Annotated in this window: 12 protein-coding genes; 4 read left to right on the top strand and 8 right to left on the bottom strand. The window is 71.9% G+C overall.

What is annotated here, in order from left to right; translation table 11 throughout:
* Positions 1 to 147: 147 nt before the first annotated feature.
* Both VGJ24_RS12970 and VGJ24_RS12965 read right to left on the bottom strand, forming a co-directional pair.
* Positions 148 to 2,913: a helix-turn-helix transcriptional regulator gene (locus VGJ24_RS12970; RefSeq protein ID WP_331501046.1), complete on the bottom strand. Its 2,766-nt coding sequence runs from the start codon at positions 2,911 to 2,913 to the stop codon at positions 148 to 150.
* Between the two features lie 464 nt (positions 2,914 to 3,377).
* Positions 3,378 to 5,162 (bottom strand): copper resistance CopC/CopD family protein, encoded by a 1,785-nt coding sequence (locus VGJ24_RS12965; protein ID WP_331501045.1) that lies wholly within the window; start codon positions 5,160 to 5,162, stop codon positions 3,378 to 3,380.
* Between the two features lie 124 nt (positions 5,163 to 5,286).
* Between VGJ24_RS12965 and VGJ24_RS12960 the strand changes: the two genes are divergently transcribed.
* The 4 genes from VGJ24_RS12960 to VGJ24_RS12945 are packed head-to-tail and all read left to right on the top strand — an operon-like array spanning position 5,287 to position 8,489.
* Positions 5,287 to 6,000 carry a YcnI family protein gene (locus VGJ24_RS12960; RefSeq protein WP_331501044.1) on the top strand — a complete coding sequence of 238 codons (714 nt, stop codon included), beginning with the start codon at positions 5,287 to 5,289 and terminating at the stop codon, positions 5,998 to 6,000.
* On the top strand, positions 5,997 to 6,800 hold the full coding sequence (locus VGJ24_RS12955; RefSeq protein ID WP_331501043.1) for a pentapeptide repeat-containing protein: 804 nt from the start codon (positions 5,997 to 5,999) through the stop codon (positions 6,798 to 6,800). Before VGJ24_RS12960 ends, VGJ24_RS12955 begins: the two co-directional genes overlap by 4 nt.
* Positions 6,801 to 6,856: 56 nt before the next feature.
* On the top strand, positions 6,857 to 7,786 hold the full coding sequence (locus tag VGJ24_RS12950) for a cation diffusion facilitator family transporter (RefSeq protein ID WP_331501042.1): 930 nt from the start codon (positions 6,857 to 6,859) through the stop codon (positions 7,784 to 7,786).
* 34 nt (positions 7,787 to 7,820) lie between these two features.
* On the top strand, positions 7,821 to 8,489 hold the full coding sequence (locus VGJ24_RS12945; RefSeq protein ID WP_331501041.1) for a hypothetical protein: 669 nt from the start codon (positions 7,821 to 7,823) through the stop codon (positions 8,487 to 8,489).
* An 18-nt stretch (positions 8,490 to 8,507) separates the two neighbouring features.
* Here the strand turns inward: VGJ24_RS12945 and VGJ24_RS12940 are convergent, their stop codons facing one another.
* From VGJ24_RS12940 to VGJ24_RS12915, 6 genes are all read right to left on the bottom strand, one after another.
* Positions 8,508 to 9,542, bottom strand: coding sequence for an aspartate-semialdehyde dehydrogenase (locus tag VGJ24_RS12940; RefSeq protein WP_331501040.1), 1,035 nt, complete (start codon positions 9,540 to 9,542; stop codon positions 8,508 to 8,510).
* A complete protein-coding gene (locus tag VGJ24_RS12935; protein ID WP_331501039.1) occupies positions 9,539 to 10,813 on the bottom strand; it encodes an aspartate kinase in 1,275 nt (424 codons plus the stop codon). The genes VGJ24_RS12940 and VGJ24_RS12935 overlap by 4 nt, the downstream gene beginning before the upstream one ends.
* A gap of 153 nt (positions 10,814 to 10,966) precedes the next feature.
* Positions 10,967 to 11,608: a DUF5063 domain-containing protein gene (locus VGJ24_RS12930; RefSeq protein ID WP_331501038.1), complete on the bottom strand. Its 642-nt coding sequence runs from the start codon at positions 11,606 to 11,608 to the stop codon at positions 10,967 to 10,969.
* The gene (gene recR, locus VGJ24_RS12925; RefSeq protein ID WP_331501037.1) at positions 11,605 to 12,201 is read right to left on the bottom strand and encodes a recombination mediator RecR; all 597 of its coding nucleotides are present in this window, start codon (positions 12,199 to 12,201) and stop codon (positions 11,605 to 11,607) included. Before recR ends, VGJ24_RS12930 begins: the two co-directional genes overlap by 4 nt.
* A gap of 1 nt (position 12,202) precedes the next feature.
* The gene (locus VGJ24_RS12920; RefSeq protein WP_331501036.1) at positions 12,203 to 12,613 is read right to left on the bottom strand and encodes a YbaB/EbfC family nucleoid-associated protein; all 411 of its coding nucleotides are present in this window, start codon (positions 12,611 to 12,613) and stop codon (positions 12,203 to 12,205) included.
* A gap of 52 nt (positions 12,614 to 12,665) precedes the next feature.
* On the bottom strand, positions 12,666 to 14,645 hold the full coding sequence (locus VGJ24_RS12915; RefSeq protein WP_331501035.1) for a DNA polymerase III subunit gamma and tau: 1,980 nt from the start codon (positions 14,643 to 14,645) through the stop codon (positions 12,666 to 12,668).
* Positions 14,646 to 14,654: the final 9 nt, after the last annotated feature.

Genomic DNA, 14,654 nt, shown 5'->3' with positions numbered 1-14,654 from the left:
ATGTTCCGAGGGACTCGACGGTACGCCCCCAGGAGCGAGGCCCGGAAGTGGACGAGATTCGCTGTTGGCCGCGAGCATCACTGGCACCAAGCGGGACGGCGCACCCCTGCCGCCATCGGCAGGACCGTGTTCGGGGCGGCGGGACGGTCAGTCGAGCTCAAGGCTGACGAGCTCGCCTCGCGAACTGACGCCGGTCTTGGTGAACACGTTGCGGAGATGGAAGTCGACCGTGCGGGGACTGACGAACAGCTGAGCGGCGACGTCCTTGTTGGACATCCCCTTCCGGACCAGCTGAGCCACCTGCCGCTCCTGCGGCGTCAAGGGGACCTCGCCGCCGGTCTCGTCGCGTTTGCGGACCGTCTCGCCCGAGGCACGCAGCTCGGTCGCCGCGCGTTCGGCCCACGGCTTGGCGCGTAGCCCTTCGAAGGTGTCGAGCGCCGCTCGGAGGTGGGCGCGGGCGTCCACGCGTCGTCGGGCTCGGCGGAGGAACTCGCCGTAGGCCAGCTCGGTGCGGGCCTTGCTGAAGGGCCGGCCGGCCCGGCCGCCCCGACCGGCCCGGTCGTGGAGCTCGAGCGCCCGCTGGAAGTGCGCCTCCGCCGAGTCGGGGCCCGCCAGGAGCGCCAGCCCGTGCTCGGCGACCGCGGCTGCCCACGCCTCGCCGGTCGCGGACGCGAAACCGACGAGGTCGTCGACCCACAGTCGGGCTGCCTCGGTCTGCTCGGCACGCACGGCGCCCTCGATCCGGTCCAGACCCGCCATCCGCTTCGGCACGTCGTGCGACATCTGCGCGAAGTGATGGAACGCAGACGCCGGTCGGTTCGCCGCGGCGTTCGTCAGGTGTACCCCGTGCGCCCAGTGGAAGACGTCACGCAGCACCACATCGAGAATGCCGGCGGCGCCGCGTGAGGTCGCCGCTTCCAGCCGCGGGGACAGTTCGCCGTACGCCCCCTCGTCGCCACGCAGGGCCGCCAACAGCATCAGCAGCGCGGCTGGAGTATCGGCGAGCACCTCCTGTCTGGTGACCTCCCCGAGTGAGACGGCCTCGGCAGCGTTGCCGACCGCATTCGACCAGCGGCCGGCGACCAGGTCGATGATCGCCAGCCGGGTCAAGGCGTAGAGCACCATCACGGCCCCGCCGTTGTTGCGAGCGTGGGTCAGCAGCCGCTGCATGTACGCCTCGGAGCGGTCGAAGTCGCCGAGATGGAACGCCGCGATGCTCATGTTCGGCAGCAGCTCGAAGTCCTCGGGTAGCTCCTCATGGATCGCGAACCCTCGTCGCAAGGACGCGGTGGCGGCCGCGTAGTCGCCGGCGATCACGTTCGCGCAACCGTGCAGCAGCTGGTCGTAGGCCCGCTCCCGGGCCGGGGCTTCCTCGGGTGGTGGCGGCACCAGAGTGGTCGCGTCGATGCCCGAGCCGGAGTCGCCGTTCCACGCTGCGATGGACACCGCTTCCGCCGCGATCTCCCGCGCGCGGACCGGGTCGTGGGCGGCGGCATCGACGGCCGCCTCGAGCAGCATCCGGTTCGCCAGCTTCACCGAGCCGGTGTTCCACTCGATGCGGCCCCGGAGCCGCCGGGCATCCGCCAGCATCAGCGGATCGTCGGTCTCGACCATCGCCTTCTCGATCAGGTCACGAGCCACGTCGGGATGCGCGGACACCCATGCCGACATCGACGCCGCGAACAGATGCCGTGCCCGCTGGTGGGAGTCGGTGCCCAGCTCCCCGGCGCGCGCCCACGCAGCCGAGGCCGCCTCGTGGCCTCCGCGCCGTTCGGCCCGCTGGGCGGCCGCGACCAGCTCGTCGACGACCGACTCGTCGGGTTCCACCACCGACGACGATCGGTGCCACGCCCGCCGGTCGGCGTCGTCCTGGCGCGTCAGCGCATCGGCGAGCGCCGCGTGCACGTGCCGCCGCTCGGCGCTCGGCGCCGCGTCGTACAAGGCGGAGCGGACCAGCGGGTGCCGTAGGGCGACCTGGTCGCCGGTGACGGTCACCAGACCGGACCGCTCGAGCTCCGCGAGCGCCTCGACGTCTGCGCCCAGGGACTCGACCGCCTGCAGGACCGTCGCGAGGCGTGCGGAGTCGTCCGCCGATGCGACCAGAAGCATCGTCTGAGCGTCGTCGGACATGCGGCGGGCCCGGTCGAGGAAGACCCGCTCGACCCGCTGCGTCACCGGCAGCCGCGGGGGCAACGGCTCTGCCCCAGACAGCTGCCCGGGGGTCAGGACCCGTGGCAGCTCGCGCAACGCCAGCGGGTTTCCGCCTGTGTTGGCCACCAGCAACGCCGCCACCTCGGGCGAGATGTCTGCCCTGGCCTGCTCCGCAAGGACGAAGGACGCGCCAGCGAGCCCGAGCCCCGGCAACCTCAAGGTAGGTAGGTCGGTCGTGTCGAACGGGCGCGCCTCGTCGTTCCGGGCTGCCCACAGCAGCGCGACCGGTTCCATGCCGATACGCCGGGCGACGAACTGAAGCGCGGCCGCTGAGGCGTCATCGAGCCACTGGGCGTCGTCGATCACCACGAGCACCGGTTGCTGCTCGGCCGCGTCGGACAGGAGGGACAGCACGCCGAGGAAGATCAGGAACCGGTCACCGGCGTCTCCGTCCTCCATGCCGAACACGACCCGCAGAGCGTGCGCCTGGGGTGCCGGGATTCGGTCCAAGGAACTGGACAAGGGCGCGAGGAGGCGTTGCAGTGCGGCGAACGCCAGCGGGGCCTCGGACTCGATGCCGCACGTGGCGACCACCGTCATGTCCCTCGCCGCACGTGCACCATCGGCGGCCTCGGACAGCAGCGCGGACTTCCCGGCTCCCGCCTCGGCGGTGAGGACAAGGCTGCCGCCGTCGCCGACCCGGGCGCGAGCCAGCAGGTCAGCGATCGCCGCCTGCTCGGGCTCCCTCCCATGCAACGTCACGCCCGGAGACTAACCGCAGCACGGACGCGAGCACCCGACCCTGGGCTTCGGCTCCGGCCTGCCCGGTGGTCCTCGGCGATGCCGCGAATGCGCGCCCGAACATGACGCACCGCAACGTTCCGGGGGCGTCGAGGCAGCGCCCAACGGCGGCCGCGCGCGATAGGACGATTGAACGGGCGGACCGCCGCACGAGACGATGGCTCGAGACCTACTGAGGGGCGGTCATGGACGACGTACGTTTCCGGCTGCTCGGGCCCATGGAAGTCCGCGTTGCCGGAGCGCCGGCCAAGCTGCCGGGAGTGGCCGAACGCGCCCTGCTGGCCCAGCTCCTTCTCGCCCCCGGCCGGACCATCCCGGCCACCCTGCTCGTTGACCGGCTCTGGTCTGAGACAGCGCTGCCGGTGGACCCGATGAACGCCCTGCAGATCAGGGTCTCGAAGCTGCGCCGGGCGCTGGTCGACTACCTACCCGATGGGGAGGTCGACGTACCCCGTCGCCTCGTCGATGGCCGACGTGCGTACGGTCACCGCGAGCTGCCAGTCGCCGGAGACCGGCACGCTGACCTGGCCCGTGCGGTGACCGTGCCCGGTCGTCGCGAGCTTGATCGGCAGTGGCCCGATCCGGGACGACGACAGCGAGAGCGAGGCGTCGACCTCGCGCGGCTCGGTGGGCGTGCCAGCCGCGTCGGTGACGTCGAGCGTCAGGTGCACGTGGTGGGCGCCGTCGGGGACGGCCGAGACGTGCACGTGGTCGGGGCCGACCTTCACGGTGGCGGAGACGGGGCGGGACACCGGCGCAGAGACCGCGGGGTCTGACGTCACCAGCATCGCGCTCACCACCAGCACGGCCATCAGCACCACGGTCTCGATCGCGACCGACACCCGGAGTCGCTTCAGGCTCGGCCGGCCGTCGATGACCGGCTCCGGCGGCGCGGCGGTGGCGGCGTGGACCGCGACCACCGGGTTGGCGGTCTGCCACACCCACGCCCGAGAACCCGCCGCGGCGACGAAGGCAACCGCGACGATGCCGAGCTTCCACACCAGCACGTGCCCGTAGTGGGAGTGCAGCAGCACCTCCCAAGACCGCACCTCCCGCAGCGTCTGGTAGATCCCGGTCGCGATCAGCGCGGTCACCGCGGCGCCGGCCCAGGACGAGAACCGCATCACCGGCGACGTCGCGTCGGCCCGCTCGCGGCCGCGCACGAGCACTGCGCCGAGGAGCAGCGCCAGACCGCCGAGCCAGATGCTCATCGCCGCGACGTGGATCGTGTCGCTGACCACGGCGAGTGGCCGCAGGCTTCCGGCGGCCGCGTGACCGCACAGCGCGAACGTCACGCCGGTGCCGGCCAGCAGCACGCCCGGCGCGGCCGCGAGCCACCGGGCCGGGACGTGCTCGCGGTAGGTGAGCAACAGGACGAGAGCCGCGATCAGCAGCAGCCGGGCGTCGAGGGCGCGTCCGTACGTCGTGCCGAGGACCTCGCGCAGCAGGCGCCCGTCGGTGGCACTGCCGAGGCCCGCGCCTGCGTCGTACGGACCCTTGAGCAGGAGTGCGAGCAGGGTGCCCAGGGTGAGCACCCCGGCGCCGGCGCCCACCAGCAGCCGAGCGCGGCGGACCGACCATCCGGTCGGCCAGCACCAGACCAGGAACGCGAAGCCACCCAGTCCGAGCGCGGAGCCGGCGTAGGTGAGCCAGCGGGAGAAGCCGAGCGCCACGTCGACCGACCGCGAGCCGTCGACGGGCGGTGCCACCGCGGGCGCCCGCGACGGGTGACCGATGACGAAGGTGAACGCCCCTTCGACCGGGTGCGAGTCGGCGGAGACGACGCGGTAGGAGACGAGGTAGGTACCGTCCGGCAGGTCGGCATGCACGTCGACGCCGGCGGTCGCCGCATCGCGGTGACTGTGCGCGACCGCTCCGCGGTCGACCCGGGTGCCATCCGGGCCGAAGACCCGGACCGAGTCGGGCAGCAGGGAGATCGCCTCGTTGAAGACCAGGTCGACGGAGGACGGCGGCGCGGTGAGCACCGAGTCGGCGGCCGGGGTGCTGCCCTCGAGCATCGCGTGGGCCGAGGCCGGCGGGACGACGAGCAGGACCAGCGCGACCACGAACGTCGCGGCGAGTGCGGGGAGGGCCGACCGGCTGAGCAGGCGGACGCCGGCGGACAACGCCGACGGGTCTGACGGGTCGGCGTCGACGGGCTCCCCGTCGTGCCACGCCGAGAGCGCCTCGCGTGCCTGCGTACCCCTCACGGGGACCAGTCTGCCGAAGGGCCCGGGAAGTTCCCTAGGGTTGGCGGGAACCAGACCCGGCCTGGGAGGGATTGACCGACGACACGGGCGGCCGATCGGGATCGCCGCCGACGAGAGAACCGACATGACGCAGCACCCGACCACTCTGCGGACGGCGAGCCGGCTAGCCCTCGGCACCCTGGCCGCTGCCTGCACCGCCTGTCTCGTGCTCGTCGCGGCTCCCGGCTGGGCCCACGTCACGGTCAACCCGGGGACGGCCACCCAGGGCGGGTACACCGCCCTGAGCTTCCGCGTGCCGACCGAGTCGGACTCCGCATCGACCACGAAGGTGCAGGTGTACCTGCCCGAGGACCACCCGATCGCCTCGGTCAGCGTCAAGCCGCACCCGGGCTGGCACGTGCAGGTGGCGACGACGAAGCTGACGACACCGCTGACCACGGACGACGGTCAGGTGACCGAGGCCGTCTCACGGGTCACCTGGACACCGGACAGCCAGGGGGATGCCATCAAGCCCGGTGAGTACGACGAGTTCGACCTCTCGGTCGGGCCGTTGCCGGAGGTCTCGTCGCTGACCTTCAAGACCTTGCAGACCTACTCCGACGGCACCGTCGTCCGGTGGATCGATCCGCCCGCGGCCGAGGGCCAGCCGGAGCCTGAGCATCCGGCGCCGACGCTGACCCTGGTCCCGGCCTCGGACCAGGTCGCGAGCGACGCGTCCGCGGACTCGGGATCCGGCGACGGCAAGGCGACCGCGGCCCTGGTGCTGTCGATCGTGGCGGTCCTGCTCGGTGCCGGGGCACTCGGCTCCACGTTGCTGCGGAGGCGATCGGGGCCGTGACGGCTCGCGCAGACCTGCGTGCCGACTGCGGCCGGTGCTTCGCGATCTGCTGCGTATCGCCCGCGTTCGCCCGGTCGTCCGACTTCGCGATAGACAAGCCGGCCGGGGTCCCGTGCCCGCACCTGGCCGACGATCACCGATGCTCGATCCATGACCGGCTGCGGCCGGAGGGCTTCGCCGGCTGCACGGCGTACGACTGCTTCGGCGCGGGTCAACGGCTCGCGCAGGAGACGTTCGGCGGCCGGGACTGGCGCACGTACGCGGACGTGGCGGAGCCGATGATGGCCGCGCTCCCGATCCTGCGCGGGCTCCACGAGCTGCTCTGGTACGTCGACGAGGCGTTGGCCATGCCCACCTCGGAGCCGATCGCGGACGACCTCCGGTCGGCTCGGGCAGACGTGGAGGAGTCGGCGTCCGCGCCCGCCGACCGCATCCTCGACGTCGAGGTCGACGATCTCCGCGCGGTGGTCGCTCCCCTGCTGCGCGAGGCGAGCCGGCTCGCGCGCTCGGGGCTCACCGGACCCGAGTTGGGGGACCACGACCTGGACGGCGCGGACCTCCGTGAGACCGATCTCCGCGGTGCGTGCCTCCGGGGGGCGAGCCTCCTCGGCGCCGATCTGCGCGACCTCGACCTTCACGCGGCCGACCTGCTCGGGACCGACCTGCGCGGCGCGGACCTGCGCGGTGCCATGCTGGCCGGCTCGTTGTTCGTGACCCGGACGCAGGTGGGGGGCGCGCTGGGCGACCGGCGTACGACGCTTCCCGGCACGCTGGAGCCACCGGCGCACTGGACCGGCTGAGCGCCGCCTCGCGTTCGCCCGTGCGCGACACTTGTGTGAGACGGAAGGGGACACGGGTGGCGCACGAGCACGCGCACGGCATCGACCGCGACGGCGACCGGCGGCTGCTGGTCGGCGCGCTGGCGCTGATCGTCGCCTTCCTGGTCGGCGAGGTCGTGGTCGGCCTGGTGGTCGGATCGCTGGCTCTGCTGGCGGACGCCGGGCACATGCTCACCGACGCCGGCGCGATCGGCCTCGCGCTGGTCGCGGTGCGGCTCGCGGCCCGGCCGGCGGCGGGTGCGTACACCTTCGGGCTGAAGCGGGCCGAGATCCTCTCCGCTCAGGTCAACGGGCTGACGCTCGCCGTGCTGGTCGTGGTGTTCGTGATCGAGGGCGTGCGCCGTCTCGTGCACCCGCCCGACGTGTCCGGTGGCCCCGTGGCGGTCGTGGCCGCGGTCGGGATCCTGGTGAATCTCGTTGCGGCCGCGCTTCTGGCCCGGGCCGACCGGCGCAGCCTCAACATCGCCGGTGCGTACTGGCACGTCGTCACCGACCTGTTCGCCTTCATCGCCACGCTGATCGCCGGGCTCGTGATCGTCTGGACCGGCTGGACCCAGGCGGACGCCGTGGCGGCCCTGGTCGTCGCCGCGCTGATGGCCGCCGCGGCGTACCGGCTCCTGCGCGACAGCTCGCGGGTCTTCCTCGAGGCGGCCCCGCGTGGCCTGGACCCGGGACTGGTCGAGACCGCGATCCGCGGCGTGGGCGGGGTCGCCGACGTGCACGAGCTGCACGTGTGGGAGGTGACCTCCGGCTTCCCGGCGCTCTCGGCCCACGTGCTGGTCGACAGGGCCGCGGACTGCCACGAACGACGCGAGACGATCGAGCGGCTGCTCGGCGAGGAGTTCGGCATCGAGCACACGACGCTCCAGGTCGACCACCGCGGCGACGTGTTGCCGACGTCGGCTCTCGGCCGGCGGATCCATCCGCACCCGGGCCACCAGCGATGAGCCCGCGCGCGATCCGGATGGCAGACTGCCGGTCATGGCGGACGACGAGCGCCACGACACCGACGAGAAGGACTCCTCCCTCGAGCTGCCGACCCTGAGGTCGGCCTTCCGTCGAAGGCGAAATCCCCGGCCCGAGCCGGATCCCGACGTCCAGGACACCTCGATCCTGCCGGTCGCGATGACCGAGGAGCCGGCCGAGGAGCCGACCGAGGAGCCGGTCGAGGAGCCGACCGAGGGTCCGAGGCGTCGCCGCGAACGGAGTCCGATCCGCCTCCACCTGCCCGGGCCGCTGGTCGCGCTGCTGACCGGCGCGGTCGTCGGGCTCGCCCTGGTCGGCCTGACGTCGGCGAGCCTGCACCTGTGCTCGTCGATGCGCGGCGCGCCGAGCTGTGGCAAGCCGGGACTCCTGCTGCTGCTGGCGATCGCCGTGGCAGTGATCCTCCTCGGCTCGCTCCTGCTGCGGGTCGCGCACGTCGACACCCACGGCAGCACCAGCTTCCTCGGCGTCGGGCTGCTCGTCGTCCTGATCCTGCTCGTGCTGCTGCCGGTGCTGGAGGACTGGTGGATGGTGATCGCCGTCCCGGTGCTGGCGATGATCACGTTCTTCGCCGCGTGGTGGCTGACCACGACGTACGTCGAGCCCGGCACGCCGCCGACCGATCGATCCTACGGATCACGAGGCCGGTCTTCGCCCCGCCCCTGACCGGCCGATTGATACGTACTATCGCCCTGCGGCGACCAGCTCGGCGATCTGCACGGCGTTGAGGGCCGCGCCCTTGCGGAGGTTGTCGTTGCTGACGAAGAGCACCAGCCCGCGCCGGTCAGGGACCCCGGGATCCTGGCGGAGGCGACCGACGTACGACGGATCGCGGCCGGCTGCGTGGAGCGGCGTCGGGACGTCCGCGAGCTCGACGCCCGGCGCCGCCGCGAGCACATCGGTGGCGCGAGCGACTGTCAGCGGGCTTGCGAACTCGGCGTTGATCGACAGGCTGTGGCCGGTGAACACCGGGACGCGGACGCAGGTGCCGGAGACCAGGAGGTCGGGGATCTGGAGGATCTTGCGCGACTCGTTGCGGAGCTTCTTCTCCTCGTCGGTCTCGCCCTCGCCGTCATCGACGAGCGAGCCGGCGAACGGCAGGACGTTGTGGGCAATGGTGTCGACGTACTTCACCGGCTCGGGGAACGTCACCGCCGAGCCGTCGTAGGCCAGCTCCCGCGCCTTGTCACCGGCCGCCGCGACCTGCTCGGCGAGCTCGTCCACCCCGGCAAGACCGCTGCCGGACACGGCCTGGTACGTCGACGCGACCAGCCGGGTGAGCCCGGCTTCGTCGTGCAGCGGCTTGAGCACCGGCATCGCGGCCATCGTCGTGCAGTTCGGGTTGGCGATGATCCCCTTCCGCGCGTTCGCGATCTGCTCGGGGTTCACCTCGGAGACGACCAGCGGGACGTCGGGGTCCATCCGCCAGGCGGACGAGTTGTCGACGACGGTGGCGCCGGCCTCGGCGAAGCGCGGCGCGAGCGCGCGGGACGCCGTCGCACCGGCGGAGAACAGGGCGAGGTCGAGGCCGGCGACGTCCGCGGTGTCGGCGTCCTCGACGATGACCTCGCGGTCCCCGAAGGGCAGCACCGTGCCCGCCGACCGCGCGGACGAGAAGAACCGGATCGAGTCGATCGGGAACTCCCGCTCCAGCAGGATCTGACGCATCGCGGCGCCGACCTGGCCGGTCGCGCCCACGACACCGACGTGGAGGCTCATCGACCGGTCCCGCCGTACACGACGGCCTCGACCTCCGCGGTGTCGAGGTCGAACGCGGTATGGGTGGCCTGGACGGCGGAGGCGACATCGACCTCGTCGACGATCACCGAGATGCGGATCTCGGAGGTGGAGATCATCTCGATGTTCACGCCCGCGTTGGCCAGCGCGGCGAAGAACTTCGCGGTGATGCCCGGGTGGGAACGCATCCCGGCGCCGATCAGGGAGACCTTGCCGATCTTGTCGTCGTACATCAACCGGTCGTAGCCGACCTCGCTCTGCAGCCGGGCCAGCGCAGCCATCGCGGTCTGCCCGTCGGCCCGCGGGAGCGTGAACGAGATGTCGGTGAGGCCGGTCGCCTGCGCGGAGATGTTCTGCACGACCATGTCGATGTTGATCTCCGCCTCGGCGAGCGCCTCGAAGACCCGCGCCGCGACGCCGACCTTGTCGGGCACCCCGACCACGGTGACCTTGGCCTCGCTGCGGTCGTGGGCGATGCCGGCGATGATCGCCTGCTCCATGTCGTCTGCTCCCTCCAGGGGGTCGGGCAGGATCCAGGTGCCCACCTTCGGAGAGAAGGAGGACCGGACGTGGATCGGGATGTCGTAGCGGCGGGCGTACTCGACGCACCGCAGGTGGAGGATCTTGCTGCCGCAGGCGGCCATCTCGAGCATCTCCTCGTGGGAGATCCGATCGAGCTTGCGGGCGGTCGGCACCAGCCGCGGGTCGGCGGAGAAGACGCCGTCGACGTCGCTGTAGATCTCGCAGACTTCGGCTCCGAGCGCCACGGCCAGGGCGACGGCGGTGGTGTCCGAGGCACCGCGACCGAGGGTGGTGATGTCCTTGGTGTCTTGCGAGACGCCCTGGAAACCGGCCACGATCGCGATCGCGCCCTGCTGGATGGCGTTCTCGATGCGGCCCGGCGTGATGTCGATGATCTTGGCCTTGCCGTGCGCCGAGTCGGTGATCACGCCGGCTTGTGAGCCGGTGAACGACTTGGCGGTCTGGCCGAGCTCGGCGATCGCCATCGCCAGCAGCGCCATCGAGATCCGCTCGCCGGCGGTCAGCAGCATGTCGAGCTCGCGCGGCGGCGGTGCGGGACTGACCTGCTCGGCGAGGTCACGCAGCTCGTCGGTGCTGTCTCCCATCGCCGAGACGACCACGACGACGTCGTGACCGGAGACCTTGGTGTCCACGATGCGACGGGCCACCCGCTTGATGCCCGCGGCGTCGGCGACCGACGAGCCGCCATACTTCTGCACGACGATGCTCATGACGGGCTGACCTGGGGGATCACGAAGGGTCCTCGGGAGAGGTGGACGGACGGGTACGTCGCGGCGCTGCGACCGCCCCCGAGTTTACCGGGGACGCCTCGTCGTCCCGGCGTCCATCTCAGCCGGGTCTGGGCGGTAACCGGGCAGGGCCGGTCAGGCGCCGGGGTCCGGGGAGCCCTCGAGCATCTCGTTGGCGGCCGCGACCCGGTCGAGCTCACCGGTGTACTCCACGTCGAGCCGGTCGTGGGCCACGATCGAGAGCAGGGCGTTGAGCAGCGCCCCGGCGAGGTTCCCCCAGGACGAGACGTAGGAGAACTGCCACCACCACAGGGCCTCCGCGGTGTTGCCGAGGTTGAAGTGGCGTAGGCCGTTCTCCAGGTCGGCCGCGACCTGGGTCAGGTCGTCGGAGAGCTGGCTCTCGACCTGCTCCGGGTCGTAGGGGTCGAAGACGAAGCTGTAGGTGTCGACGCCGCCGAAGAGCTCGGCCAGCCGCAGTCGCAGCTCGTCGAGGTCGGCGTCGGGCCCGACGTCGGGCTGGTAGTCGGTGGTCGGCGTGAAGTCGATCTGGGCGCCGAGGCGCGCGCCGGCCAGCAGCAGCTGGCTGATCTCGAGGAGCAGCATCGAGATGCCGGTGCCGGGGTTGCCCTCGGCGGCGACGGCCTTCAGCGCGATCAGGAAGCTCTCGATCTGGTCGGCGATCTGTACCGCGAACTCGTCCTGCGGGCCGACCTCGGGCAACGACGCCCCGGCAGCCAGCACCTGCGCGCTGATCTCCTCGGTGGTCCGCTCCGTCATTCTGCTGATCGCCTCCCCGCGAATGCCCGCCCGAGGGTGACCTCATCGGCGTACTCCAGGTCACCGCCAACCGGAAGCCCGCTCGCCAGGCGGGTGATGCGTATCTCCAACGGCTTGAGCATACGGGTGAGGTACGTCGCGGTCGCCTCGCCCTCGAGGTTGGGGTCGGTCGCGAGGATCACCTCGGTGATCGCGCCGTCGGCGAGCCGGGTCATCAGCTCGCGGATGTGGAGCTGCTCGGGGCCGATGCCGTCGATCGGCGAGATCGCCCCGCCGAGCACGTGGTAGCGACCGCGAAACTCCTTGGTCCGCTCGATCGCGACGACGTCCTTGTATTCCTCCACGACGCACAGCACGGTCTGGTCGCGCCGTGGGTCACGGCAGATGCGGCACTGTTCGTCCTCCGAGACGTTGAAGCAGATCGAGCAGAACCTCACCCGCGCCTTGACCTCGAGCAGCACCTCGGCCAGGCGGCGTACGTCGGCCGGCTCGGCCTGGAGCAGGTGGAACGCGATGCGCTGCGCTCCCTTGGGACCCACGCCCGGCAGGCGGCCGAGCTCGTCGATCAGGTCCTGGACGATTCCTTCGTACAAGTTAGGTCGCGTCTCCCAAGGAGCTCCCGAGGGCGCCGGGGCCGGCGTCGGGACTGGGACCACCGAGCCCCGGCATGCCGCCCGAGAGGGGTCCGAGGGCGCTGCTGGCGAGGGTGTCTGCTTGCGCCTTGGCGTCGCGGTACGCCGCGACCACCAGGTCGCCGAGGTCGCTCAGGTCGTCGTCGCTCGAGCCGTCGAACGTGCCGGGCTTGACGGTGACCGACTGGAGCTCGCCGATGCCGTTCACGGTGACCGTGACCGCGCCGCCGCCGGCCGTGCCGTCGACCCGGGCGTCGGCCAGCCGCTCCTGGGCGCTCTCGAGCTGCTCCTGCATCTGCTGGGCCTGCTGGAGGAGCCCCTGGAGGTCGAAGCCCCCCTCGCCGCCGAGGCCCTCGAAGGGGTTGTCGGTCATGGGTTCACCTGTCGTCTCTCTGGGTCGTCTCTCTGGGTCGTCACGAGCGGTGTCACTGGTGGGGGATCTCTTCGATGACCTGCGCACCGAGCGCCTCCTGGAGCAGCTGAGCGCCGTCGCGCCCCGAGGACTCGTCATCGGTGTCGTCGGGCCGGGCGCCGCCGTCGGCCTCGACCGGCTTGGCGCGCTCGTCGGCCGGACGGGGATCGGGAGTCTCGCTCGCGGCCGGCTCCGGCGTGGACGGCGTGTCCGGCTGCGGGCCACTCGGCTGGGCGACGGGCTCCGCGGGCCGGCTCGGCGGCGGTGTGGCCGCCTCCGGGTCGGCACCGGGATCGACGATCGTCTCGACCCGCCAGTCATGGCCGACGACGTCGATCGCGGCCTGGCGGACGATCTCTGCGCTGCCGCCGCTGTCGAACGAGTCGCGGGCGCCGGCGTTGGCGAAGCCGAGGGTCAGGGTCGTGTCGTCGACGGCGATCACTTGCGCCTGCTGGGTGAGGTAGATCCAGGTGAGTCGGCGGCGTTGCTTCGTGGCCTCGACGATGTCGGGCCAGAGGCGGCGTACGTCGACGAGGGTCAGCGTGGAGCCGGCGGTCGTCGTCGTGGGGCCCGGCCCGGGCGCAAGCGGGGTCTCGGGCTCGGTCGCCGCGGTCTCGGGAGTCGGGGTGGGCTCCGGTGCCGGCTCGGGCACCGGCTCCGGCGTCGCCTCGCGTGTCGGGGCGGGCTCCGGCGCGGGCTCCGGAGTGGTCTGCGCGGTCGGCGGCCGGACCGGCTCGATCACGGTCGGCTCGACGATGTGGGGGTCCGGCTTCACCGACTCCGGCTCGGTGGCCGCGATCCAGGCGGCAGACGGGTCGCCGCCGCTGATCGTCATCCGGCGCTCCAGACGGTCCAGGCGCGCCATCACACCGTCGGTCGAGTGGTCGGCGCCGGGCAGCAGCACGCGGGCGCAGATCAGCTCGAGGAGGAGCCGCGGCGCGGTGGCGCCACGCATCTCGGTGAGTCCGGTGGCGACCAGGTCGGCCGCGCGGGACAGGTCGGCGGGGCCGAAGCGCGCGGCTTGGGCCACCAGGCGCTCGGCGGCGTCCTCGGCGATGTCGATGAGCCCGGTGGCCGGGGCGTCGGGGACGGCGGAGACGATCACCAGGTCTCGGAGACGGCGCAGCAGGTCTTCGGTGAACCGTCGCGGATCCTGACCGGTCTCGATCACCTTGTCGACCACACCGAACACCGCCGAGCCGTCTCCGGCCGCGAACGCGTCGACGACCTCGTCGAGCAAGGTGTCAGGCGTGTAGCCGAGGAGACCCGAGGCCAGGGCGTAGGTGATGCCTTCGGGCCCGGCACCGCCCATCAGCTGGTCGAGTACCGACAGCGTGTCACGGGCGGAGCCGCCGCCGGCGCGGACCAGAAGCGGCAGCGCGGCCGGCTCGATGGTGACCTGCTCGCGCTCGCAGAGGTCGGAGAGGTACGCCGTGAGCAGCCGCGGCGGGATCAGCCGGAACGGGTAGTGGTGCGTGCGCGACCGGATGGTCGGGATGACCTTCTCCGGCTCGGTGGTCGCGAAGATGAAGCGCAGATGGGGTGGCGGCTCCTCGACCAGCTTGAGCAGGGCGTTGAAGCCCTGCGTGCTGACCATGTGGGCCTCGTCGATGATGTAGACCTTGTAGTGGCTCCGCACCGGCGCGAAGAACGCCTTCTCCCTCAGGTCGCGGGCGTCGTCGACGCCGCCGTGGGACGCCGCATCGATCTCGATCACGTCGATCGACCCCGGACCGCCACGGCCCAGGTCGCGGCATGAATCGCACTCGCCGCACGGGTCGGCGACCGGCGCCTGCTCGCAGTTCAAGGAGCGGGCCAGGATGCGCGCGGACGTCGTCTTGCCGCAGCCGCGCGGGCCGGAGAAGAGGTAGGCGTGGTTGACCCGGTTGCCAGCGAGGGCGGCGCGCAACGGCTCGGTCACGTGGTCCTGCCCGATGACCTCGGCAAAGGTCTCAGGCCGGTAGCGCCGATAGAGCGCGAGCGGTGACTCCACTCCTGAACC

The sequence above is a fragment of the Nocardioides sp. genome, assembly GCF_036493135.1.
GTDB lineage: Bacteria > Actinomycetota > Actinomycetes > Propionibacteriales > Nocardioidaceae > Nocardioides.
This window is presented reverse-complemented; position numbering and strand designations above follow the sequence as displayed.

What these genes read in the sequence shown, in the direction of transcription:
- VGJ24_RS12945 (WP_331501041.1), top strand. Translation starts at nt 7,821, where the DNA reads ATGGCGGACGACGAGCGCCACGACACCGACGAGAAGGACTCCTCCCTC.
- VGJ24_RS12930 (WP_331501038.1), bottom strand. Translation starts at nt 11,608, where the DNA reads ATGACGGAGCGGACCACCGAGGAGATCAGCGCGCAGGTGCTGGCTGCC.
- VGJ24_RS12935 (WP_331501039.1), bottom strand. Translation starts at nt 10,813, where the DNA reads ATGAGCATCGTCGTGCAGAAGTATGGCGGCTCGTCGGTCGCCGACGCC.
- VGJ24_RS12920 (WP_331501036.1), bottom strand. Translation starts at nt 12,613, where the DNA reads ATGACCGACAACCCCTTCGAGGGCCTCGGCGGCGAGGGGGGCTTCGAC.
- VGJ24_RS12960 (WP_331501044.1), top strand. Translation starts at nt 5,287, where the DNA reads ATGACGCAGCACCCGACCACTCTGCGGACGGCGAGCCGGCTAGCCCTC.
- VGJ24_RS12940 (WP_331501040.1), bottom strand. Translation starts at nt 9,542, where the DNA reads ATGAGCCTCCACGTCGGTGTCGTGGGCGCGACCGGCCAGGTCGGCGCC.